Source organism: Chloroflexota bacterium (genome assembly GCA_009840355.1).
Lineage (GTDB): Bacteria > Chloroflexota > Dehalococcoidia > Lucifugimonadales > JADFKI01 > Bin90.
This window is the reverse complement of sequence record VXNZ01000056.1, coordinates 227,866-252,471: the sequence shown is the minus strand read 5'-3', so window position 1 is coordinate 252,471 and position 24,606 is coordinate 227,866. Positions and strand designations below refer to the sequence as shown.

The 24,606-nt window shown below is 58.0% G+C and carries 18 protein-coding genes; 10 read left to right on the top strand and 8 right to left on the bottom strand.

What is annotated here, in order from left to right:
* Positions 1–511 precede the first annotated feature (511 nt).
* Together F4X57_15150 and F4X57_15145 are read left to right on the top strand one after the other, a co-directional pair.
* Entirely contained in the window at positions 512–1,903 is a 1,392-nt protein-coding gene (locus F4X57_15150; GenBank protein ID MYC08483.1) for a selenium-binding protein, read from the top strand.
* 19 nt (positions 1,904–1,922) lie between these two features.
* Complete coding sequence (locus tag F4X57_15145) at positions 1,923–2,600, top strand: hypothetical protein (GenBank protein MYC08482.1); 678 nt, start codon at positions 1,923–1,925, stop codon at positions 2,598–2,600.
* A 444-nt stretch (positions 2,601–3,044) separates the two neighbouring features.
* On the opposite strand, the gene F4X57_15140 is transcribed toward F4X57_15145, so the two are convergent.
* The 4 genes from F4X57_15140 to F4X57_15125 form a co-directional block, all read right to left on the bottom strand.
* The gene (locus F4X57_15140) at positions 3,045–4,895 is read right to left on the bottom strand and encodes a glycoside hydrolase family 15 protein (GenBank protein ID MYC08481.1); all 1,851 of its coding nucleotides are present in this window, start codon (positions 4,893–4,895) and stop codon (positions 3,045–3,047) included.
* A 433-nt stretch (positions 4,896–5,328) separates the two neighbouring features.
* A complete protein-coding gene (locus F4X57_15135) occupies positions 5,329–6,381 on the bottom strand; it encodes a phosphotransferase (protein ID MYC08480.1) in 1,053 nt (350 codons plus the stop codon).
* A gap of 197 nt (positions 6,382–6,578) precedes the next feature.
* Complete coding sequence (mftG, locus tag F4X57_15130) at positions 6,579–8,117, bottom strand: mycofactocin system GMC family oxidoreductase MftG (protein ID MYC08479.1); 1,539 nt, start codon at positions 8,115–8,117, stop codon at positions 6,579–6,581.
* Positions 8,118–8,265: 148 nt separating this feature from the next.
* Positions 8,266–10,320: a hypothetical protein gene (locus F4X57_15125; protein MYC08478.1), complete on the bottom strand. Its 2,055-nt coding sequence runs from the start codon at positions 10,318–10,320 to the stop codon at positions 8,266–8,268.
* A 404-nt stretch (positions 10,321–10,724) separates the two neighbouring features.
* Here F4X57_15125 and F4X57_15120 point away from each other — a divergent pair, with 404 nt between their 5' ends.
* Positions 10,725–11,741: an alanine--glyoxylate aminotransferase family protein gene (locus tag F4X57_15120; GenBank protein MYC08477.1), complete on the top strand. Its 1,017-nt coding sequence runs from the start codon at positions 10,725–10,727 to the stop codon at positions 11,739–11,741.
* A gap of 75 nt (positions 11,742–11,816) precedes the next feature.
* Positions 11,817–12,263: a hypothetical protein gene (locus F4X57_15115; protein MYC08476.1), complete on the top strand. Its 447-nt coding sequence runs from the start codon at positions 11,817–11,819 to the stop codon at positions 12,261–12,263.
* Positions 12,264–12,400: 137 nt separating this feature from the next.
* Here F4X57_15115 and F4X57_15110 read toward each other — a convergent pair whose 3' ends face one another.
* Positions 12,401–14,257, bottom strand: coding sequence for an ATP-dependent metallopeptidase FtsH/Yme1/Tma family protein (locus F4X57_15110; GenBank protein MYC08475.1), 1,857 nt, complete (start codon positions 14,255–14,257; stop codon positions 12,401–12,403).
* Positions 14,258–14,686: 429 nt separating this feature from the next.
* Here F4X57_15110 and recA point away from each other — a divergent pair, with 429 nt between their 5' ends.
* The 6 genes from recA (at position 14,687) to tilS (ending at position 21,776) form a co-directional block, all read left to right on the top strand.
* Entirely contained in the window at positions 14,687–15,784 is a 1,098-nt protein-coding gene (recA, locus tag F4X57_15105) for a recombinase RecA (GenBank protein MYC08474.1), read from the top strand.
* Between the two features lie 110 nt (positions 15,785–15,894).
* Positions 15,895–16,998 carry a hypothetical protein gene (locus F4X57_15100; GenBank protein MYC08473.1) on the top strand — a complete coding sequence of 368 codons (1,104 nt, stop codon included), beginning with the start codon at positions 15,895–15,897 and terminating at the stop codon, positions 16,996–16,998.
* Positions 16,992–18,296, top strand: coding sequence for a DNA methyltransferase (locus F4X57_15095; protein MYC08472.1), 1,305 nt, complete (start codon positions 16,992–16,994; stop codon positions 18,294–18,296). The genes F4X57_15100 and F4X57_15095 overlap by 7 nt, the downstream gene beginning before the upstream one ends.
* A 147-nt stretch (positions 18,297–18,443) precedes the next feature.
* The gene (locus F4X57_15090) at positions 18,444–18,935 is read left to right on the top strand and encodes a regulatory protein RecX (GenBank protein ID MYC08471.1); all 492 of its coding nucleotides are present in this window, start codon (positions 18,444–18,446) and stop codon (positions 18,933–18,935) included.
* Between the two features lie 8 nt (positions 18,936–18,943).
* Positions 18,944–20,263: an HlyC/CorC family transporter gene (locus tag F4X57_15085; GenBank protein MYC08470.1), complete on the top strand. Its 1,320-nt coding sequence runs from the start codon at positions 18,944–18,946 to the stop codon at positions 20,261–20,263.
* Positions 20,250–21,776, top strand: a complete 1,527-nt coding sequence (tilS, locus tag F4X57_15080; GenBank protein MYC08469.1) for a tRNA lysidine(34) synthetase TilS — start codon at positions 20,250–20,252, stop codon at positions 21,774–21,776. The genes F4X57_15085 and tilS overlap by 14 nt, the downstream gene beginning before the upstream one ends.
* Before the next feature lie 88 nt (positions 21,777–21,864).
* Here the strand turns inward: tilS and F4X57_15075 are convergent, their stop codons facing one another.
* From F4X57_15075 to F4X57_15065, 3 genes are all read right to left on the bottom strand, one after another.
* The gene (locus tag F4X57_15075) at positions 21,865–22,593 is read right to left on the bottom strand and encodes a Uma2 family endonuclease (protein ID MYC08468.1); all 729 of its coding nucleotides are present in this window, start codon (positions 22,591–22,593) and stop codon (positions 21,865–21,867) included.
* Positions 22,594–22,833: 240 nt separating this feature from the next.
* Positions 22,834–23,832 (bottom strand): nicotinate phosphoribosyltransferase, encoded by a 999-nt coding sequence (locus F4X57_15070; GenBank protein MYC08467.1) that lies wholly within the window; start codon positions 23,830–23,832, stop codon positions 22,834–22,836.
* 167 nt (positions 23,833–23,999) lie between these two features.
* Positions 24,000–24,527: a cysteine hydrolase gene (locus tag F4X57_15065; GenBank protein MYC08466.1), complete on the bottom strand. Its 528-nt coding sequence runs from the start codon at positions 24,525–24,527 to the stop codon at positions 24,000–24,002.
* Positions 24,528–24,606 lie beyond the last annotated feature (79 nt).

The window sequence follows — 24,606 nt, the reverse complement described above, 5'->3', positions numbered from 1 at the left end:
AAGAAGCCGAGGACAAGTACAACGCCTACAACCGCTACATCACCGAAGGCAAAAATCCCGAAGACGCAATGGCATTCGCCACCTGCGGCCCCAACGACCCCGACCCTGAAGAGCTACACACCCAAAACCCTGCACATCCTGTTACCCCAGTTCATCCTGAGCCTGTCGTGAGCGCAGTGGAAAGGCCTGTCAAAGGACGCGACCGCAAGCACACCGCAGCAGCCCAAATCCCCACTCCCAGGCTGACCGTCCCCATCAACAACCGCAGCCCCTAGAAATCCTGTCCATCCCCTCCATCCATATCAGCCCACTCCCATAAAGGCTGACCACATATCGCGTCCTACCGGGCTATTACCTCTTCATATTACTGCTGGATTATATTAGATATTGCGCTAGTTTATGGCTGGTGTGTATAATTCTGTCGCTTGCCGTTTTAATCGAACATGGCGAGGCACTGCGGCAAGCGGCGCAGGCGCACTTACCCACAGCTCGCCGTAGGAGGAATACAAACTTGGTTACTTGGACGCCGGACCCTACTTTTTACCCATCGCCGAAGATGGCTATGGACGCCCCCCAAGAAGAACTTGCTTATGTCGCCATCGTCAGCCCGCCCGGCTCTGGCAAGCCGGACTCCGTGGGCGTGATGGATGTCGCGCCCGATTCGGACACTTACGGCGAGTTGGTGGGCAGGCTTGAACTGCCGAATGTCGGAGACGAACTGCACCACTTCGGCTGGAACGCATGCAGCGCATCGCTCTGCCCAAATATGCCGCATCCCCATGTGGAACGCCGCTACCTGCTGTTCTGCGGGCTGCGATCTTCGCGCATCTATGTCATCGACACTCAGCCGGACCCGCGCAACCCAACCATCAAGCGCATCATCGAGGGCGAAGAGCTCGCCGAGAAGACCGGCTACAGCCGCCCGCACACCGTGCACTGCGGACCGGACGCGATTTACATCAACGCGCTCGGCACGCCCGACGGCGGCGGACCGGGCGGGGTGTTCAGCCTCGACCACGAGACCTTTGAATTGAAGGGCGCTTGGGAATCCGAGCGCGGCGGGCAGCACCTGTCCTACGACTTCGTATGGCACCTGCTCCACGATACGATGATTACCAGCGAGTGGGGCACGCCCGAGATGGTAGAATCCGGCGTCGTGCCGGAGTTGCTACTCGGCAGGCAGTACGGCCACCAGCTCCATGTATGGGACATCGACTCGCGCAAGCTGAAGCAAACCATCGACCTTGGCGACGACAACCAGATGGTGCTCGAGCTGCGCCAGGCGCGCGACCCGCGCAAGACCTACGGCTTCGCCGGCGTGGTTACCAATGTGGAGAACCTGTCCGGTTCCATCTACCTGTGGTATCAGGACGGCGACGACTGGAAGGCACAGAAGGTCATCGAGATTCCCGCAGTGCCGGCCGATGCCGAAGACCTTCCGCCGCTGCTGCAGGGCTTTGGCGCAGTGCCGCCCATCATCACGGACATCAACCTGTCGCTCGACGACAAGTTCCTGTATGTCTCGTGCTGGGGAACGGGCGAGTTCCACCAGTATGATGTGTCCGACCCGTTCAACCCGGTGCTGACCGGCAAGGTTGAAGTGGGCGGCATCATCAACAAGTCGGCGCATCCCAAGTCCGGCGAGCTGAACGGCGGTCCGCAGATGGTCGAAGTCAGCCGCGACGGGCAGCGCATATACATCACTAACTCTCTGTATGTCGCGTGGGACGAGCAGTTCTACCCCGAAGGCGTACAGGGCTGGGCGGTGAAGGTGAACGCATCGCCTGATGGCGGCATGTCGCTCGACGAAGATTTCTTCATGGAGTTCGGGGACGAGCGCGTGCACCAGATCCGCTTGCAGGGCGGCGACTCGTCGTCCGACACATTCTGCTTCCCGGACTAATTGGCCGGGCTAGTTGGAAATTAACGAATTCGTGCCGTGGCTGGCGCTCGCCGGCTTCGGCGCGTACCACGGCATCAACCCGGCGATGGGCTGGCTATTCGCCGTATCGCTCGGCTTACAGGAGGGGGAAAGGCGCGCCGTATATGCCGCCTTCCTCCCAATCGCGCTGGGGCATACGGTGTCCGTGGCGCTCGTCGTCGCGGCGGTCGTATTCGCGGGCTTCATCGTGCCGTTGACCGCGCTCAAGATAGCCGGCGCGGCGATAATCATCGGACTGGGCGTGTTCAAGCTGGTGCGCCCGTTGTCGCACCCTCGCTGGGTTCGTATGCGCGTGGGCTTCCGCGACCTGACGGCATGGTCGTTTCTAATGTCGTCAGCGCACGGCGCGGGTCTGATGCTCGTGCCGATTCTCTTCACGCTGCCCTTGTTAGGCGCATCCGCATCCAACATCGACCTGCGCGACCTGCCGCACACCGAATACATCGGACTAGGCGGCGCGCCGAGCCTCGCCACGCTGGTATCGCAATTCACGGCAGTCTCGATTCACACTGTTGCCATGTTCTCCGTAATGGCAGCGACCGCCCTGATAGTGTACGAAAAAGTGGGCTTAGCCATCCTACGCCGCGCCTGGTTCAATATGGACCGCCTCTGGGCAATCAGCCTAATAATATCCGGCGCGGTTACGCTGGTGCTGTAATCGCCGGGTGCGTGTACAAAAGCGTGTCGGAAATCGGCAGATTGCTTGAAGGCTTATGACAAATGCTGTATTCTAAGCTGTACGAACATTTGTGTCATTCCTGTGAAGCATGTCCTCGACCCCGATCGGGGAACGGGAATCAGAAATCTCAAATGTAGCAGTCAATGTAGCAGTCTTTGTTATATTGACGCCGCCTGTAGGCGTCGGATTCCTGATTCCGTAGGAGTGACATGACGTAATTGTGAATTGTCCACAGAACCTAGGTCAGCGCAGTGAAAAGGAGGCGTTGTTCGGATTAACTCATCGCCGCTCTTGTTTGCGATGGGCAAGCGCTTAAATGGATGCGGATTACATTATCCCCCCATCCTAACCTTGCCCCAAGGGGGGAGAATGGCCCCAAGGAGAGAAGGAACTCTTGCGCGACAATTGCGTGCAGTCGGATTTTCAGCCCGCTGCCGCCCGCCGCGCTTGCCGTCGCCGCGCTCTCTGCAACTGTACGGCAGTATTGATGATGGACAGGTGCGAGAATGCCTGCGGGAAGTTGCCGAGCATGTCGCCGGTGTGCGGGTCTATTTCTTCGCTCATCAGACCTAGGTCGTTGGTGTGCTCTAGCAGACGGTCGAACAGTTCGGTTGCTTCGTCTATTTCGCCTAGCATTATAAGGTTGTCGCACATCCAGAACGAGCAGATGTTGAATGTGCCTTCTTCGCCGTGCAGCCCGTCGTCGAAGCCGCGATAGCGATACAAGAAGCCCTGCTCCGATGTGAGTTCGCGCTGCGTGGCGCGGATGGTCGCGAGCATGCGCGGATCGTCCGCCTTGATGAAGCCGATGAGAGGCAGCATCAGGTTCGCGGAGTCCAGCAGGTCGCTGCCGTATGCCTGCGTGAACACGCCGCGCTCTTCGTTGAAACCTTGCTCCAGAATCTGCTCGCGTATCTCGGTGCGCACGCGCTTCCAAAGCTCCACATCGCCGGGCAGGTCGAGCGCGGCGACCATCTTGATGGCGCGGTCCAGCGCGACCCAGCACCACGCCTTGGAGAACACATTGTGCTGCCTGCCGGAGCGCGCCTCCCAGACGCCTTCGTCCGGCGCTTCCCAGTTTTCCAGCACATATTCGACTATCTGCAGCAGGTACGCCCAGTATTCGCCGTCAATGGGCCCAATGAACCGGCGGTACAGGTGTGCCGAGTCCAGCAGCTCGCCGTATGCGTCTAGCTGGAACTGGTCGTATGCGCCGTTGCCGATTCTCGCCGGCGCGGAGTCGCGGTAGCCGGACAGCTCCGGCAATGATACCTCAGTCAGCCTCCGTTCGCCGCCAAGCCCGTACATAATGTGCAGGTCGCGCGCGCGTCCTACCGTTGCCCACTGTATCCAGTTGCGGAACGCCTTCGCCTCGTTCTGGTAGCCAATGATGTGCAAGCCGTAGATGGCGAACGACGCGTCGCGGATCCAAGTGTAGCGATAGTCCCAATTGCGCTCGCCGCCGATAAGCTCGGGCAGCGATGTCGTCGGCGCGGCGACCATACCGCCGGACGGCGCGTATGTCAGCGCCTTGAGCGTCAGCGCGCTGCGTTGCACATGGTCCGCGTATGGACCTTCGTATGTGCACATGTCGCTCCATTCCTGCCAGTATCGCGTCGCTTCGGCGAGGCTCTGCTCGATAGTGCGGCTGTTGAGCGAGTGGGAGTCGTAGGAGAAGCGCGTCTCGTAGGTAACGATGGCGAACGCCTTTTGCCCTTGTCGCAGCGTGCCCTCCGACACGAAGCCGCCCTCGACCATACGCAGCGGCACGGAGCAGTACAGCGATATGGCGTTCGACCCGCCGTGCGCGAAGCCGATGTTTGCGCGAAACAGCTGCGTGTGCGGCACGATGCTGCCGTACTCAAAGCGCGGATGGCACGCTAAATCAAGCGCCACGCTGCCTTCGATGCACTCGATGATGCGCATAATCTGGTGCGTCTCCCCGACCTTGTACGGCTCGATGGGCGCGTCTTCGTCGTGGTGCACCGGCATAAAGTCTGTCAACTGCGCCACGCCATTGTCCGTGGTGAATGTCGTCTGCAAGACATTAGTGCCGGGGATGTATCGCCTACTGACGGCGTGCGAATTGCGCGGCGCAATCTTGAAATAGCCACCCCTGTCCCAGTCGAGAATCCTGCCAAAGATGGCGTCGCTGTCGAAGCGCGGGAAGCAGCACCAGTCCACCGAGCCAGCCGACGACACGAGGGCGCAAGAGTGCATATCGCTGATAATGCCGTAGTCAGATATGTCGGGATAGTCTGTGCGCGAAGCCATGCAATTCACCTGTCTCCACTGCTGTTACGCTGTCTCAATTGCCTAGATGTATCCGCGCATTATAACCCCCAACCTCCGATAGCGCAGTATCACCCATACCCTAATTTCAACGAATTGCTCAATAGGAAAGACGGGATGAGACGATTTGACAAATGCAATTTATTCCTGTCATTTCGAGCGAAGCGAGAAATCTAAAGTCGGAAACGGGTTTGCGTGCGAAGATCCCTGCTTTCGTGAGGACATGCTTCAGATTCCTCACTGCATTCGGAATGACAAAAACAGCGCGGAATGACAACATTAAGGATTTGCAAAATAGTCCCACAGGATAGAGAGGATGGTAGCAAAATGCCTGCAAGACCACGATGGTTTAGCCAAGCAAGTAATCGCCCAATGCAAGCAGGCACCCTTTACAAGCACAGGCAGCCGCCACTATTCAAGCATACCTATCAAAGTCAAACCGGCTCCAGTAATCGTTCATCACTTCGTCCCAGGACTGCGATAGGGTGCGCCAGGGGAAGGTTGCGGCTTGCTGTTCAGGCGTGAGTGCGGCGAACTTTGGGTCGCGCAGGGCATCGGTTAGGAATGTCAGCCAGTGGCGGTTTAGGAAGGCGGGCATGCGGCGCAGCCACACGCCGTCTAGCCGGTTGTGTTGCCGGTAGCCTTCGATGAACGGTGCGAAGAAGTAGTCTAGGAACTCTGCCGCCTTCATTGGCGTGCCTGCGGTCCAGCGGTCGTACTCGCCGCGCGCGTAGTGGTGCTGCTGGCAGTGCACCACATTGACCACCACCGTCGTGAAGTCCGCGATAAACCAGTCGTAGTGCGTGTTGTCGAAATCGAAAGGCAGCACCTTGCCGTCGTGGTAGAAGAAGTTCCACTGGTGCAAGTCCGAGTGGATTAGCCCGAAGCAGTCGCTGCCGGTGGGCAGCGTGAACAGCCAGTCTCGCGTGCGCCGCGCCTTTTCACGGAATGTCGGGCGTGTCAGATACACTTCGGCTTCGGTGTTCCAGTCCGTGTCCTGATGCCAGAATCGCCGGCGCCGGCTTTCGTCTGACGGCTCATATCCCTTCGTCAGCGCGTGCATTTTGCCGATAACGGCGCCCCACTGCTCGAACATCTCCCGCGTCCAGGCGCGCCAATCAACCAACGCGCCGTCCGCTTTCTCGAACGCTGCCACGACAAATTCGCCGTCGTCTGCCGCTATCGTCTCCACGAGATTGCCCGCGAGCGACGATATGGCGCGTGGAGTGGTTACGCCGCCGTCTGCAAGGAAGTTGATGAACTCGACCTCGCCGTGGATGTTGTGCGGCTGCCGATGGATGGTGTGCGTAATCTTCAGGATGTACGCCGCGTCGTCGCGCTCGCAATCATATACATAGCTATGGCTTGCGTCCGGCAATACATCGCGCGACACCGGCGTCAGCCCGAACCGACGCTGGGCATCTTCGCGTATGTCATCGCTGTATAGGTGCTTGAAATGTTGCAGCATGTATTAACCTGACAGGATGATACGATCTCACAAATCCCTAATGCTGTCATTCCGAACGCAATGAGGAATCTGAAGTCATTGCCTGTGAACCTGTTCCCGACTTTAGATTTCGAGCGAAGCGAGAAATGACAGGATAAATTGCATTCGTGAAATCGTCTTGACAGGACAGACAGGATTGGATTGATAGGATAGTGATGTCATTCGCCGTCTTTGATGAAGTCCGCTACGCGCTCGCCGATCATCATCGTGGTCACATTCGTGTTCGCGCGCGGGCAGTCGGGCATTATGGACGCATCGGCGACACGCAGCCCGGCGACGCCATGAACGCGCCCGTGCTGGTCAACGACTGCCATCGGATCGGACGCCGCGCCCATCTTGCAGGTGCAGGATATGTGGTGCATCGTGGCGACAGTGCGGCGCATCCAGTCGTCTAGCGCGTCGTCCGATTCCAGCTGCTCGTGTGTCGGCTCGTCCGGCGAGTCGATTATCTGCGCGAGTTCGGGATGCTCGGCGAGCCGGTGCGCCAAGCGAACGCCGCCGCGCAGTCGCTCTAGGTCGAAAGGGTCGCTGAGGTAATTGTACTCGAGTGCCGGCTGCACTTTCGGGTCTGCCGACACGATGCGCATTTCACCCGCCGACCGCGCCAAATATATGCCGACCGACATGATGAGCAGCCGCTCGTCGGAGTTGAAGCGCATTATCTTTATCATATCGTTGCGCAGCGGCGAACCTTCGGCGGTGTAGCGCAGCGCGACCTTCTGCGCGCCGACGCCTTCGGGCGGCACGGGGAAGTCCGGCTTGCAGCGCCAGCGCGCGTGGACGGCGGGATGGTCGCGCAGGTTCTTGCCTACGCCGGGCAGATGACGCACGATCGGAATGCCCACGCCTTCGAGTTCCGCCGAGTCGCCAATGCCGGACAGCATCAGCAGGTGTGGCGAGCCGATAGCGCCCGCGCTGAGCACAATCTCGTTCGCTTCGACTGTGAATCTCTCTCCGCCGCTCTCCACCTCTACTCCGACTGCGCGTTTCTCGCCTGCGCTGTTGTCTGTGAACAGCACGCGCTGCACGGCGCAGTTTGGGCGAATCGTCAAGTTGAGCCGATGCCGCGCCGGGTTGATATACCCGAGCGCGGTGCTCCAGCGAATGCCGTTGGGGTTGTTTAGCGCATACGGACCGACGCCGGTGGCGTCCGGGTGGTTATGGTCAGGGTTCGCGGGAAAGCCCGCCTCAATGCATGCGTTGTAGAAGGCTATCTGGTCGGTGAGCAGGTCTTCGAGACGGTGCCGCTTGGCGATGATGGGCCCGTCGCTGCCATGGAAATCGTCCTGAAAATCCATGTCGGTTTCCAGCTTGCGGAAGTACGGCAGCGCGTCTTCATAGCGCCACTGATCGTTGCCCATCGAAACCCAGTAATCGAAGTCGTCGGGGATGGCGCGGAGGAAGACCTGCCCATTAATGGCGCTCGTGCCGCCCATCACCTTGCCGCGCGGTACATCCATCGGCGGCGCTTCGTCCGTCGCCTTGCCGCTGAACAACCAGTTGTGGCGGTCCTCGATGTTGAAGAAGTCCGCGCCCGTGCCGAGCCCCAGCTTTATATCGTCCGGCATCGCGTCGAAATCCGGGTAATCGCTGCCCGCTTCGAGCAGCAGCACCGACCGCGCCGCATCCTCAGAAAGCCGCGCCGCCACAACCGCCCCTGCCGAACCGCCACCGATGACAATCGTATCGTATCGCATGTGTTGCATCCTATTGTCTTCTAATTTCCAAACTGACACATCGCCCCTGTTCTAACTCCCCCATACGGGGAAGGGACTCTTCGAGCGCCGATCAATTGCCACTAACATCACTCCCGCGACCAACTGACTGACCAACTGAGGGACTGACCTACTGCATCTGCCTCCGCCGCAACCTTGCTCCGCCTGCCAATGCCACCGGTAATAGTAGCAGCGCGATATTCGCCATGCCCGTCAACGGCGACACCGGCTGCGGCGACCCGCTGCATGCGCCGCCGGGTGGTGTGTCGCTGACGTTGGGTTGGATGGCTGTCGGCGGTGGTGGCGCAGGCGTGTTGTCCGGCTGCGCCTGTGCGGTTGTTGGCGGTTCTGGTGTGTTTGTGGGCTCCGGTGTTGCTGTGGGTTGTGGCGTGTTGGTAGGTTGTGGTGTGGGTGTTGCTGTTGGCGCTGGCGTGTCCGTTGGCTCGAGTGTTGCGGTAGGTTGCGGTGTGCCTGTGGGCGGCAGCGTGTTCGTCGCAGTGGGCGCTGGCGTGCTTGTGGGTGCCGGTGTTTCGGTCGGCACAGGCGTGTCCGTGGGTTCAGGCACGGGCGTTTCGGTCGGCAATGGTGTGTTGGTCGGCGCGGGCGTTTCGGTTGGGACGGGCGTGCGCGTTGCTGCAGCCGTGTGGCGAGGGATGTTCACGCCTAGGGTCACCGATGCGTTGCCGCCGTTGGATTCGATTGTCATCGTGCTCAGGAAGCTGCCCGTCGCGGCGTCTTCCTTGATTCGCAACGTTATCTCGCCATCGCCGGTTACGGGTCCTAGCGGGCTTACGAGTTCTGCCCAATCCGGGACGGATGTAACCCGCCATTCCAGCGTCAGCCTGCCGACGTTCGTTACCGAGAATGTCGCGCGCGCCTGATCGGCGGAATGGTCTAATATAGTGCCGAACTGCACCTCCGTTGGGCTAACTTCTAGCAACGGTCCTTCAAGCACGCTGAAAGTTACGGCGTCATGGTCGGTATAGTCAATCGATGAATATACGGCGGATCCGAAGTCGTACGCGTTTCGTAGTTGGATGCCGACGCGGTATATCCCATCAATCGAGTCGTGCGGTATCTGCCATTCGAATTCCTGAATGCCCGAGTTTTCGCCGTCATCCACTTCGATCAAGGCATCTTCGGCGGCAACGCTGCTGTCGTAGATGACTGTATTCGTCGGACTCGTGACGATGAATGTTACGCGGTACAGCAGATTCGTGCGCCCGCTATTGTCGATGCGGTATCTGAACTTCACGATGTCGCCGGCGTCAAATCGCCTTGGCGGTCTCATGCCGAAGTCGGAGATTTTGCCGCCGGGATGCCTGTCGATATTTCCGCTGACCTTGATTGTGTAATCGCCCGCGTTGGTGCTTACGACCACATCTTCGTTTTGGAAATTGCCGAATAGCGTCGTTTCCTCGACCTGCAGCACGATGGAGCCGTTGTTAACGACCTCAACGGATTGCGTCGGATCGTCGGGATCGGGCAGCGGATCAACGAGATTCAGCCATTCCGAAGGCCATTCGGTAACACGCCATATCAAGTCTCCCGCCTGCCCGTTTATGGGCGCAATGAAGATGATGTCGCTGCGCGGAGTCTCTTCGTCGTCTATGTTGCCGAAGTCGTATCGATTCTTGGAGATGTGCACATACTCGGAGCGTTCGCTCACCCGAAAATCGCGCTGCAGGTGGTGTTCGACGGCGTGTGGACTGTCCGCCTTGCTGACTTCCACGCGGAGGTTGTATTCGCCGCCGCCGAAGTCGTAAGGCACATTCCAATAAATCTCGAATATGCCTTCTTCGCCGGGCGTAAGTACAGCGCTCTTGAGGCTTGCCGGGTCGTTGCGCCCTTGATATACCGTGCCGAGCCGCAGGCTGTTCACCGAAGATGACAGGATGTATTCGGCGCGATAATCCGGCGCATTGGACGCGATGGCGTCAGGGTCGCGCAGGTCTCGGAGTTCGACTTCCGTCCTGATGCGCGCGCCGCGTCCAAATGTGGTCTTTATGTTGTCCTCGAAGTCGCTGATCATCGTGACGCGCTGAATGCGAACTTCGAGCAAGTCAGACTGCGACGGCGGTGCTGCCTGCGCTATGCCTGCCGCTGCCAACGCCAGCGCGCCGATGACAATTGCACCAACGGCCGCGACAAATGTGTGCAGCGCGGTTGTCAGAAGCTTTGGCATCGGTAATTCCTAAACTTTAATTCTAAACTTGCGTAGTTGATACAGGATGAGGACAGAGGCGATTTCACAAATGCAATTTATCCCTGTCGTTTCGAGCGAAGCGAGAAATCTAAAGTCGGCAACAGTTTTGCATGCGACGATTCAGATTCCTCACTGCATTCGGAATGACAACAGTAGGGAACTGTGAAATCGTCTTACAGGACGGTATTTTAGCGCAATATAATGCCGATGTGTTAAAATCGAAAGTTGTGCGCATTGTACAAAGGCGCGCTGTGCAAGACAAATAAGCGGTAGAAACAACGATTGGCAACAACCATGAGCACAAGCGAGAGAACGGAGGACACGGAGAAGTGAACCTGCGAACCCCTGGTCCCATACCTGTGCCGGACGACATCCTCGAATCGATGTCTTGGCAGATGATCAACCACCGTGGCCCCGAGTACGAGGACCTGCTATATCGCACGACTGAGGGTGTTAAGCGGGTCTTCGAGACCGAGAACGACCTGTATATAATGACCTCGTCGGGTACGGGTGCGATGGAGGCGGCGATTGTCAACACGCTGTCGCCCGGCGACAAGGTGGTCAACGTGTGTGTGGGTGTGTTCGGCGAGCGCTTTGGCGAGATAGCCGAGCTGTTCGGTGCGGAAGTCATCAGCCTCGACTTCCCATATGGCAGCGCGGCGGACCCGGACACCATCCGGCAGACGCTGAACGACAATCCGGATGTCAAAGCCGTTCTGGTTACGCACAACGAGACTTCCACCGGCGTTACGAACGATCTTCAGGCGATCGCCGCGGTCGTGAAGGGCGAATTCGACCTGCTGCTGCTCGTGGACGGCATCAGCAGCGTCTGCTCTATTCCCATCAGCACGGACGCGTGGGGATGCGATGTGGTCGCGACCGCGTCGCAGAAGGGCTGGATGCTGCCGCCCGGTCTGGCGTTTATCAGCTTCAGCGAGCGCGCATGGGAAGCGCACGCGCAGGCGAAGATGCCGCGCTACTACTTCGACATGGCGATGTACAAGCGCTACTACGAAATCGGGCAGCCTCCGTACACGCCCGCCATATCGGTGATGTTTGGCCTCGATGTCGCGCTGAAGCGCATCCTAGACGAGGGCATGGGCGGCGTGTACGAGCGCCACGCAACGATAGGCAAGCTGACCCGCGATGGTGTGAAAGACCTAGGGCTGACGCTCTTCCCGGACGAAAGCGTAGCATCGGACACCGTCACTGCTGTGAATGTGCCGGACGGCGTCGACGGCGGCAAGTTCGTTGGCGCGCTGCGAGACGACCACGGCGTCGTGCTAACCGGTGGGCAGGGCTCGCTTGCGGGCAAGATATTCCGCATCGGCCATCTAGGTTACACCACCGAGCAAGAAATCCACGAAGTCCTATCCGCCATCAAGCAAGTGCTGGATTAACACCGATATACAGGATGGAGAGGATAAATATCCTGTGTATCTTGTCCGTCCCTGTCAATTTCGTGAGGCAGACACATGACGATGCCGCAGATGCAACAGGCGATTTCGACCTTACGGCTGCTGCTGGCTTCGGTGCGCGCCAAAGACGAAGAACTCGAAGCGTTGGCGCGGCAGTTCCGCCGGCAGTTGGAGCGCGCGCCGCGTTACGCTATCCAAGGCGGCAACTCGCTGGACACTACGCTCAACCTGATGGGCGAAATCCAGGAGCGCCTGGACGATGTGGAAGCGCAGCGCAAGCACCTGGCGGCGGTGCAAAGGCAGGCAGAAGCAGAGCTAGTCGCGCTAAACATCACCGAAAGAATCTCGCAAGCCAAAGCCGAACTATCTTGCCTTAAGGCAAGTCGAACCGCCGGTGAACTCGTCGATGAAGCTCGAATAGCCGAACTAGAGCGCTTCATATCCGACGCCAGCCTCCGAGCCGGCGAAGCCATTACCGACAATTTCAACGCGCGGCGGTTGTAGGGGATGTCCTTGCGGCGACCGCAGCGACATCCTCCGGACACGAAGAGAGCACCTTGTATTACAAAGTTGTATTACAAAGGCGCTCTCAATGATCAATAGATATAATCAATCGCGTTGTGTTGCCGAAGCAGCCCCACCTATGCCGGCGCCGCTTCCGCTACGGCAGGGGCTGCCCCGTCCGATCCGGGGTCAAGCAGGTCCCGCAGCTCGTCGCCTTCGACGGTTTCGTGGGCCAAGAGGTGGCGGGCGAGCAGCGCCAGCTTGTCCCTATTGTCGGTGATGACATTAGTTGCCTTTTGGTAGGCGTCCTCTACCAAGCCGTACACCTCTTCGTCTATGTCCTCGGCTATCTTGTCGCTGTAATCGCGCTGCTCTGAGATTTCCCTGCCGAGGAACACCAGCTCCTCGCGCTTGCCGAAGGTGCGCGGTCCCAGTTTGCTACTCATGCCATAGCGTGTCACCATCGTCCGTGCGATGTTCGTCGCCTGCTCCAAGTCGTTGCTCGCGCCGGTCGTAACATCCTCGAAGATAATCTCCTCGGCTACCCGTCCGCCCATCGCGGCAGCCATCATGTCCTCGAACTGCCCTTTCGTCCACAGGTGGCGGTCTTCGTCGGGCAAGTAGCGCGTGTGCCCGCCGGACATTCCGCGCGCCACGATGGTCACCTTGTAGGGCATATCCGCCTTGGGCAGCATATAGCCCACTAGCGCGTGCCCGGCTTCGTGGTACGCCGTGATTTCCTTCTCGCGCTCGTTCACCACGCGGCTCTTGCGCGCCGGACCCGCTATCACGCGGTCGATGGATTCTGCGAATTCGTCGTTGGTAATCGTAACCTTGCTGCGCCGTGCAGCGAGTATCGCAGACTCGTTGACGAGGTTCGCGATGTCTGCGCCGCTGAAGCCCATCGTCTGCTTGGCGATGCGTTCCATGTCAATGTCTTCCGCGAGCGGCTTGCCTTTGGAGTGCACCTTGAGTATCTGCTCGCGACCGCGCACATCCGGGTTGTCCAGCACCACGCGCCGATCGAAGCGTCCGGGACGCAGCAACGCGGGGTCGAGAATGTCTGGGCGGTTCGTCGCGGCGATGATGATGATGTTCGTGTTGACATCGAAGCCGTCCATTTCGACGAGAATCTGATTCAGCGTCTGTTCGCGCTCGTCGTGTCCGCCGCCAAGCCCGGCACCGCGATGCCGTCCGACCGCGTCTATCTCGTCCACGAAGACGATGCACGGCGCATTACGCTTCGCCTGCTCGAAAAGGTCGCGCACGCGGCTCGCGCCGACACCCACGAACATCTCGACGAACTCCGAGCCGCTGATGGACAGGAACGGAACGCCCGCCTCGCCCGCGACCGCACGCGCCAGCAGGGTCTTGCCCGTGCCCGGCGGACCAATGAGCAGCACGCCCTTTGGTATCTTCGCGCCGAGGCTGACGAAGCGCTCCGGTACTTTCAGGAACTCGACGACTTCTTGCAGTTCTTCCTTCGCCTCTTCCACGCCTGCGACATCCGAGAAACTGACGGCGGGGCTGTTGCCTACGAACATGCGCGCGCGGCTCTTGCCGAAGCTGAAAGTCTGGTTGCTGTTGCCCTGCGCTTGGCGCATCATAAACAGCAGTATCGCGCCGAAGAAAATCAGCGGCAGGAAGTTAACCAGAATGCCTAATAGGCTGCCCAGCCCGCCCGTGCCTTTAACATCGACTCTAACGGGCGAAGTCGCCGGATCGACGCCGGACGCGATGAGCATCTCGTGCATGCTCGCGCCGGCTTCTTTGCGGGACGAGTAGCTTTCGCCCGAAGTGGAAAAGACGGCGAGCCTATCGCCGCGCACCTCGATTCGTTCGATTTCGCCGCGCACAGAGCGTGAAATGACCTCGCTGACGGGGATCTCATCCGAGCCGCCGAGCGTGTCTGAAAATAGCGTGAAGAAAATCGCGAGAACAGCCACCGTAATAAGCAGATAAATAAAGCTGTTTCGCATTAGCCGGGGACTCATCGCTCCTCCGTAACAACGGTGCGGGCGCCTATGTTCGCCCGCATCTGCGTGTCAAAGCATCCTATCAGGACGCGCATATCATGCTCAATATCATACCCATAATACATTAAATCCCATCCCTGCGTAAAGGCGCGCACACGCGGAGCAGTGGCACATGCCCCTGCTATACACTCTATACACTGACATTAGTGTAAGTTAGGCGAGAATTATCGTATGGCAGGGCGGCTATATGAGTCCCTTCCCGACTGAGTAAGTGTTAGAAGTAAATGTTAGAAATGAGGCAAGCCTGAAATCCGCCTCAATTTATTAGAACAAGTGTATTGACATGCTGGGTATAACCTGCTATGTTCCAAGCAGGATAGAAACACGAACATTCCGGCAAACGTAAACAGATTATTCTCAAACCACACCGAACTCACGGAGGCTGATATGGCGAAGCGGAGCGGGACGAATAGTAAGATTACCAGGCTGAACACGGAAGCCGACAAAGAAAAGGCGCTGGAGCTCGCCTTGGGGCAGATTGATAAGCACTTCGGCAGCGGCGCGGTGATGAAGCTTGGCGACTCTATGACAGACGACTTTTCCGGCGCGATTTCCACCGGCTCAATTTCGCTGGATGTAGCGCTAGGCGTGGGCGGCGTGCCGCGCGGTCGCGTTGTCGAGATTTACGGCGCGGAATCGTCCGGCAAGACCACGCTCGCCTATCATGTGATGGCGAATGCGCAAGAAGAAGGCGGCACCGCGGCGTACATCGACGCGGAGCACGCGCTTGATCCCGCATATGCGGCGAAATGCGGCGTTGACATCGAGGAACTGCTAGTGTCGCAGCCGGACACTGCCGAGCAAGGCTTGGAAATATGCGAATACCTCGTCCGCAGCGGCGCGGTGGACATCGTTGTTGTGGACAGTGTGGCGGCACTGGTGCCGCGCGCTGAACTTGAAGGCGATATGGGCGACACTCATGTCGGTCTGCAGGCGCGGCTGATGTCTCAGGCGCTACGCAAGCTGACATCCGCGATAAGCCGCTCGAACACCTGCGTGATATTCATCAACCAGCTTCGTGAGAAAGTTGGGGTATTCTTCGGCAATCCGGAAGTTACGCCGGGCGGTCGTGCGCTTAAGTTCTACAGCTCGGTGCGCGTGGACTTGCGCCGGACGGAATCCATCAAGCAGGGCAGCGACGTGATGGGCAATCGCGTGCGTGCGCGCATCGTCAAGAACAAGGTCGCGCCGCCGTTCCGCGTGGCAGAGTTCGACATTATGTACAGCGAGGGCATCAGCAAATACGGTGAGTTGCTGGACATTGGCGTGGACGAGGGCATCATCCGTAAGAGCGGTTCGTTCTACTCCTACGGCGACATCCGGCTCGGGCAGGGACGCGAAAACTCCAAGATATTCCTGACCGAAAACTTCGGCATATCATCCGAAATCGAGGAGCAAGTCCGCCGCAAGCTCTCGCCGCAAATCATCATCGAAGACGCGTCAGAAGACGATGATTCCGTGCCGCTGACGGTGATTGGAGATTAGGTGCTTAGCTTATATGATGAGAAGGATCGGGGTGAATAGAATTGGCGGGTCCCCTTGCTGAGTCGGCGATTAGTGATGCTTTGCATCACGGTCGTGCGCTGCTTAAGTTCATGTCCCCCAACGACGTAGGCACGACCGGCAGTCATCAGGCTGGCTTTTATTTGCCTAAAGGCGCGTGGGGAATGTACACGCCGCACGCTCCGCTCGATGGGAGAAACGATAAGCACGTAGTCACTATTCATTGGGAGGGCACAAGAGAGACCAAGTCAGTGGTAACTTGGTACGGGACAGGGACACGCAGCGAATATAGGCTTACGCGCTTTGGTCGTAATTTTATGTTCAAGGACGACTATTTTGTAGGTAGTCTCCTTGTTCTTGTCCCCGTGGATATTTCAAATTTTCGCGCTCATGTACTCGATATTGATGAAGACATCCTTGAAGCGCAAGTTGCACTTGGTGTAGAAATAGTCTCCGGATGGGGCATCTATGATAGAACCCAGCCGGCCATTGAAGAACAGGACGAATGTCTTCGCCACCGATTACACGAATTTATGGCGGGGATAGATGATTTCCCAAGTGGAGATGAGTTCTCAGAAGAGACAAGAATGGCGCTTATTGACTGCGTGCCAGGCTTTATCAACTTGAGTGCGGACGAGAAGATAATCAAGGGAAGAGACACGGAATACGAACTATTCAAACTGGTCGAGCAGTCAATATGCGGGCCGATCGTTGAGCGTGGATTCAGAAGTATAGATGAGTTTGTGTCTGTAGCAAATTCCATAACGAATCGACGTCGATCCCGAGCCGGTCGATCGTTTGAAAATCACATAAGGTTCACACTTAGAGATGCTGAAATACCCTTCGAGCATCAGCCTGATGTGGATGGAAGGCCTGACTTCATTATCCCGAGTGCGGCCGCTTACAACGACTTCGATTATCCTGTTGACCGATTATTCGTTATTGGGGCTAAGACCACATCAAGGGAGCGCTGGCGGCAACTGCTTGATGAAGGCAGGAGAATTCGGAGTAAATACTTCATGACTCTTCAACCTAATATGTCCAATAGGCAATTCGATGCAATTGTTGACGCTGATGTGAGGCTTGTAGTTCCTGAGTCCTTACACACCGGATACCCTATCGGCGCAATCAGAAGCGATGAACTCTTGAGTGTTCACAGGTTTATAGACATGGTGCGAGAGTCCTTGGCATGGTGAATATCGCCGTGTCAACTCTCGGACTAAGTTATTCAGCGCCAGAAGGACCTGGGATGTTAACCACCGCAAAGTACAAAGACGTATCGTGGGACTTTAGGAAGTCCGACACCAAGGAATACACGCATTGCTTCCACAACTACCCCGCGATGATGATTCCGCAGGTAGTTCGGAAACTCTTGGAACGTTATGGCGTACATGACGGCTGGCTGCTGGATCCCTACTGTGGCACGGGCACATCGCTGGTTGAAGCCTCTATTTTCGGCATGAATGCTGTAGGCTGCGACATCAACCCCCTGGTGCGCTTGATTGCTACAGCCAAGACTACCCCTGTTTCACTGGACAAGTTAGACGGACACATTGAAGTTCTCCAAGATAAGCTCACTCGATTCAGGCTTGACAGGAACGGTCTGCCTTCCACTAACATTCCGCATATCTTGAATATGGATTACTGGTTTTCCAATGATGTCGCCAAGCAGTTGTCGATGATTAGAGAGCACATCCTATCCGTAAAAGACGCAGTTGCCCGTAACTTCCTGTGGGTGGCATTCTCGGAGACGGTGAGGGAGTGTTCATATACTAAGAACGGCGAGTTCAAATTGGTGCGAATGGCGCCTGATAAACTGGAATCCCATAATCCAGATGTATTCGGGACATTTAGAGGCAAGCTGGCGCGCAATAGAGACGGGTTAGCCGCCTATATCAAGCGGCGGCAGGATGTCAATGTGCTAGTCACGGATGCGAATACCGCTAACGACGAGACACCACGCCCGCCTAAATCGTTCGATTTGGTGATTACCTCTCCGCCTTATGGGGATTCGCCGACTACGGTTGCATACGGGCAGTTCTCCCGCCTTTCGGCAGAGTGGATAGGATTGCCCAATCCAAGAAAGGTTGACCGGCTTTCGATGGGTGGCACTCGCAAGGATGGATATCTGCCGGACTCGCCGGTTTCGCCCGCAATAGAAGAAATTCGTATTGCCGACAGAAAGCGGGCGCGTCAGGTCGAGTTGTTTTACTTTGATTTAAGGCAAAGCATCAGAACTGTCACTTCGGTTACATCCGATGAAGCGACGGTGTGCTATGTTGTGGGAAATCGTAGAGTGAAAGGCGTTACCCTACCGACGGACGAGTTTGTCGCGTTCACTTTCGGCGAACTGGGGTTTTCGCATGAGGAAACTGTTGTCAGAAATATACCCAACAAGCGTATGCCTTCGGTGAATAGCCCTTCTAATGTAACCGGCAAGACGGACACGACAATGCGTGAAGAGAGTATAGTAGTATGCCAAAGGAGAGAATGAGCAATACTCGCCCGCCTTTACGCGCGCCCTTACCCTTGATACACTATGCGGACATACTTTGTACTTTCTTATACTACCATTACATTCATCGTGTGTTGCCACCCGCAGCATCCGCAGTGGGAGTTTGCAGGGTCCGCGTGACCTGAAATGAACGACGATAGCGACAGTAGCCAGACGAGGCGCGCAAGCGCCTCCGCAATCCGCCTCCTGGCACTCCGACCAAGGACCGAATTTGAGGTCCTTAACCACCTGTGCCGCAAATTTCCCCGCGACATCGCGGAACGGGTCGTTGCCGACTTGCGCCGCAGCTCACTTATCGACGACGCCGAGTTCGCACGCCTCTGGACGGAAAGCAGACTCCGCGCGAAACCACGCAGCGCGTGGCTCATCAAGCGCGAATTGCTGAATAAGGGCGTCAAGAGCGATCACGCCGATGCCGCCGTCAGCGAGTGCGACGACTCCGAAAGCGCCCATCGCGCCGCCGAACAGTACGCTCGCCGGTTGCACGGTGCCGACTACAATACCTTTCACCGCAGACTCTACGGCTATTTGGGCAGGCGCGGCTTTAGCCAATCCGTCAGCCGCAGCGTCGTCTCTAGCCTTTGGCGCGCCCGCGAACAGGGCGCGGAACGGGGGTAATCTCAATTATGGCGGAAGCACAGTTATCGAGCATAATTCTGATAGGTATCTGCATCCTGCTATCGGCGTTCTTCTCGTCATCGGAGGCTGCGTATCTAAAACTCGAACGCTTGCGTCTGGCGCATCTGGTCAACACGGGCAGGCCCGGCGCGAAACGCATCGCATCATGGATCGAAAGCCCCGAACGCCTGCTGTCCACGATCCTGCTCGGCAATAACCTCGTTAATGTGGCGTTCACCGCGCTGATAACCGTGGTCGCGCTCGATCTGCTCGGTGAAGGGCGCGAAGGCATGGCGACTATCATCGCCACCGTTGTGGGCACCGCGCTATTGCTCGTGTTTGGCGAAACCATCCCCAAAACCATCGCCGTGCACCAGTCCGAACGCCTCGCATTCTGGTACGCGCGGCCGCTTCGCATGCTAGAAAGGCTATTCTGGCCTATCATCATCCTGATGCAATTCATTACTCGATTCACGACCAGAATACTAGGCGTTGAACAAGAGGCGCGGGATTCCATAAGCGAGGGTGAGTTGCGATCGCTCATCGACATCGGCGAGGAAGAAGGCGTCTTGGAGCCGTCCGAAGCCGAGCTGTTGCAGAAGGTTTTTCGCTTCGGTGATATGCAGGTGCGCGAGGTGATGACGCCGCGTCCGGAGATTGTCGGCGTGCAGCGAGACGCTAAGCTCAGCGAGTTCCTGAGCGTGTACGGCGCGCACTCGCACACTCGCTTCCCCGTGTACAACGAATCCAGCGACGACATCATCGGCATCCTTTCGGCGAAGGACGTGCTGCGCACGATGGCGGACAACGGCGGCTTGGCGCTCGACGCGACTGTTACGGATGTAACGCGCGAGCCGCTGTTCGTGCCGGAAACGAAGCGCACCGCGGAGCTGTTCGCCGAAATGCGCAGCAATGGCAAGCAGATGGCGATCATCGTGGACGAGTACGGCGGCTTGGCTGGCTTGGTTACGCTCAAGCGGCTGTCGGAGGAAGTCGTCGGCGCGCACGGCGAGGAAGATGCGGCGCCTGAAGAAGAGTACGAGCATATCGGCGAAAACACGTTCCAAGTCGAGGCAGCGATGAGCATCGACGAGGCAAACGACGAGCTGGACTTGTCCTTACCGGACGGTGAGTTCGACACGGTGGCGGGCTTCATTCTCGACAAGCTCGGGCACATCCCGCACGAAGGCGAGACGCTGGACTACGAGGATCTGAAGATTGAGGTCATCGAGATGCGCAATCTCAAGATTGAGACCATCAAGATTACGCGCATGAACGCCTTCGAGAGCGGCAGACTGAGCGCGGCAAGGAACGATGCGGGCGGATGATAGCCGTCTTGTCGGCGCAATTCGGCGGCGCGTCTCCGACGCTCTAGTAGAACACGACCTTGCGGGCAGGCGCATTCTCGTCGCGCTGTCCGGCGGTCCCGACTCCCTGACACTGCTGCATGCCTTGCATAGCGCGCGAAACGACTGTGGGCTGACCCTGTACGGCGCGCACCTCAACCATAGACTGCGCGGCGCGGAATCGGATGCAGACGCAGAGTTCGCGGTGTCCACATTCGCGCAAATCGGCATCCCATTCACCTGCGAAAGTGCGGATGTTGCCGCGTATCGTGATAAGCGCAGATTATCTCTCGAAGATGCGGCGCGGCAAGTGCGCTACGCTTTCCTCGCCGATGCAGCCGAACAGTACGGCGCGGATGCCATCGCGCTCGGACACACGGCGGACGACCAGGCGGAGACCGTGCTGATGCATATAATTCGCGGCAGTGGCTTGGACGGCATACGCGGAATGCAGACGCTGGACACGCGGCGCATCGCTGGGATGAGCGAGCGCAAGGGCGATGGCAAGGACAAGGCAATCGCGTTGTTCCGCCCGCTGTTGAGTGCGACTCGCGCACAGACTCATGCATACTGCGCCGCGCTAGGTCTGACACCGCGCATTGATTCATCGAACACATCGCCGGAGTTTCTGCGAAACCGCGTCCGCTTGGAGCTAATGCCCTTGCTGGAACAGCTGAACCCGTCAATGCAAGCGGCGCTGCTGCGTCTGGCGCGAAACGCCACGCAAGACAGCGATTACATTCGAGAACACGCCGCCGCCATGTGGGGCGATGTGGCACAACTGACCGGCGACGGACACAGCAAGGTCGTAGCACTAAACACCGCCGCGCTGCGCCACGAACATCCCGCGATTCAAAGCTATGTGCTGCGTCACGCCATCGAAGCAGTCGGTGGCGAAATAACGCAACGGAGCATCCTAGACGCGACACGCCTATTAAGCAGCGCGCCCGGCAAGATGTTGAACCTGCCCGGACGATTGTGCTTCACAACAGACTACGGCAAGGCGTTCATCGGCAATGCTGACGCGCTCGATGAGCGGCTGTCGTCGTTGCCCAAACTGCGCGGCGAGTTTCCGCTTACAGTGCCGGGTGAAGTTCAGACGGGCGTTTGGCGAATCAGAGCTACCATAGAAGAATTAAAAGCACCCGAACATGAAAAGACGGTCGCCGATGCACGCAAAATCGCCGCGTCTGCAGAATGGCAAGACGGCACGACAATCGTGGAGTCGCTGGACCTCGACAGCGTAGGCAGCGGGCTGCGGATACGGGCACGACAGCCGGGGGACAGGTTCCAGCCGTTAGGCATGGCAGGTAGCAAGTCGCTGCGAGCGTTCATGATAGACGCGCGGGTGCCACGAAGATGGCGCGAAGGCTTGCCGCTGCTGGTATCCGAGCGCGGAATAGTGTGCGTTCCCGCCTGGCGCATCGCAGACTGGGCGCGCATCACGGATACGACGAAGCGCGTGCTGCGGCTTGAAGTAAATTATGCCTCGTGAACGCCTTGTCATATTGGAACGAAATACAGGATATTGGACGCAAGGCTGAGAAAACTCTTTAGGGCTCGTTATCCGACACATCCCGCACTTACGATGGTCTGTCTTCAAGCATTCTAACGCGCTCGCGCAACAGTCTATTTTCCGCCTCGGAAGCTTCTGCCCGCGCTTCGGCTTCTTTCGCGTGGGCCGCGGATTCTTCGGGCGTGGGTATGAAAGCGCCGGTGGAGGGATCGCGCAAGCGTATCTGTTCCTTGTCCCAGCATATATCCAACCCCAATATGGGACTGTGCCCCCAAATCAGGCCGTCCGACTCGTGGTGAATTTCCATCGCTTCGTAGTGGTTGCCGATGAGCGTATCGCCTGCGAGCGCCGCGTCATGGAACTCGCCGCCCGTGTGATCGAACCGCCAATACTCGCGCACTCCATAAGCGGCGTATCCCTCACGCTTCACCGTGTAATCGCGCCTGCCTGTACTGCGAGATGCTACTTCTAGAACGAAGTCGGGCGGCTTGCCCACTTCGCTTATCACATAGCCGTTGCGCGCCACGATCGCCTGCGGATCTACTCCAAAGGTTACTATGCAGTCAGGTACGAAGTTCTCGGAGTCGTTCTCGCCATCGTGCCGCAAGTAGCCTTCGCCCGCCACAAGCACATCGTCACGGTGCGCGAAGTGATAGCGGACGATGCTTCCGAAATCGAGCAGTCGCATTGTCTGCTGCATATCAGGCTCTCTCGGCGGATCCGGCAATGGAATTATGTGAGCGTACTTGCCTGCAGCCTTTGTAGGCTGGGCGACGCCTTGCATGGTCATGTTCATCCTCACTGGTCGTAGCCGCTATGAAACACGCGAATACTTTGAGGACATTGTATCACAGAATAGAATCGCGCCTTGAACGAGGACGACTTCGCAGGAGCCTTCGCCCTAGTGTACCTGAAGTTAAAGCAACCCAATCCCAAACTTCCCCCAGAAAGGGGAAGGGTAATCTGAACTAGGGTCGTGCCTAGCCTAGGCTTATAAATGACAGAAATGACGCGGGTAAAGTCGCCTTACACTGCCCTACATAATGCGATCTAGGCGGGGGCTGGGGGTTATGCCGGGCATTCTGCCGCGTCGGGCTGTGGGCGTGCCATCGATTTCGTGAATCTCCGCATCGAAGCTCAGCGGTGGCGCGCCGCCTATCGCCTCGTCCACGCTGAAGCCGTTCACGGGCGCTCCCTGCTCCACGAAATCGCGGATTGTATCCTTGTTCACGCCGTCCGTGACGAAGATGTCCACATGCTGGAAGCCATTTGTGTCCAATTTCGCGCGAATCTCCTTCACCAAGCCGGGCGTTACGCCGCCACGCTCTGCGGGCGTGCTGAGATTCACACCGCGCAGCCGATTACCCAGCGCGTGCGCAACATTGAGCGCCTCTTCCGCCTCGTCCTTGAAAGTGTCTAATATCGCGATTCTGGGGACTTCCAGCGGCATGTGCCGATCATACGATTGCAGCGCGTCGATGGTGTTGCCGAGCAACAGCGGCAGGGCGTGCTGCATGTAGCCGGTAGGCGTTACGCCGGCGAGCCGCGCCCCCAGCGTGGATGAGACCGCGACGCAGCCGCCGATTACCGCCGCGTAGTCTATCAGCGGCACGACGTTGGGATGCGCGTGAGCGGGCGATGCGCAGACGACGGGGATGTTGCCCGCGGCATCCACGCACTCGCGGGCGGCGGTCGCCCAGCCGCTTGACGACGCCAGCATTCCGCATATCGTCTTCTCGTACAGCCCGATGACCGTGTACGCGGCTTTGATCCGCAGCGCGACTTCGCCTGCCACCATCGCGCGGCCTTCGTTAAGCGCCCAGACTTCAACCCCGGTCTCCGGCAGCACCCTGCCCAGCAGCACGCGGACTTCGCCGATGCCGCACAGCACGCCGTCGCGCGTCGGACTGAACTCCAGCGTCACAGTCGGGCTGATATTCTCGGTGCGCAGGATGGTCTGCGTCCGCTGCGACTGCACATCGGTGCGATCGCCAACCAGCAAGGATGGTGCGAGTTCAAAATTGGAAGTGGTCATATATGCCTGTCCGTTACCGTCTTGGATTTGCGATTACAGGAATCGTTCCGTCCCGTTTATCCGGGAATGATTGATTCGGGAATGTTTGAATGGGGGCGAATCGAATAGAGAATAGTGCCTTGCTTGGTTGATATTCATTCGGAAGCGGACTATTGTAACGCGCCCGTTTACTGCGGGGCACCTACCAGCCGTGCGCCTAGGATTTTCTCCATGTGCTCCAATGCGTTGGCGTGAGCCTGTTCGTCGAATGACGCGACGCAGTCCAGCGGGACATACACGGCGTAGTCGCGGTTGCGCGCATCCGCGACGGTGTGCATCACGCAGATGTCGGTGCACACGCCGCAGACGATGACGCGTTCCGGCTGAAGTTCGGCGAGTATGCCCGCGAGGTTCGTCTCGAAGAACGCGCTGTAGCGGCGCTTGGTCAGGTGAATGCCTTCGTAACCACTCAGTTCGGGGATGATATCCGGCTCTCCCGTGCCGCGAACGCAATGCACGGGGAACATCTCGAACTCGAGGTCGTCCGGGTCGTGCGTGTCGCATATGAACACGACGCTACCGCCCGCCGCCTGCTCGCTCTCTATGAGGCGTTGCACATTCGGGATAATTTCGCGCGCGGCGTCCCCGCAATACAGGTTATGCCCGTCTTCCATAAAGCCGACGACCATATCCGTTACGAGCACAACATTCGCCATAAATCCGCCTCACATGCAAGCTTGCGACACCGCGTATCACAAGCACGAATCTTACAGGCACATATTATCTTGACCTGCC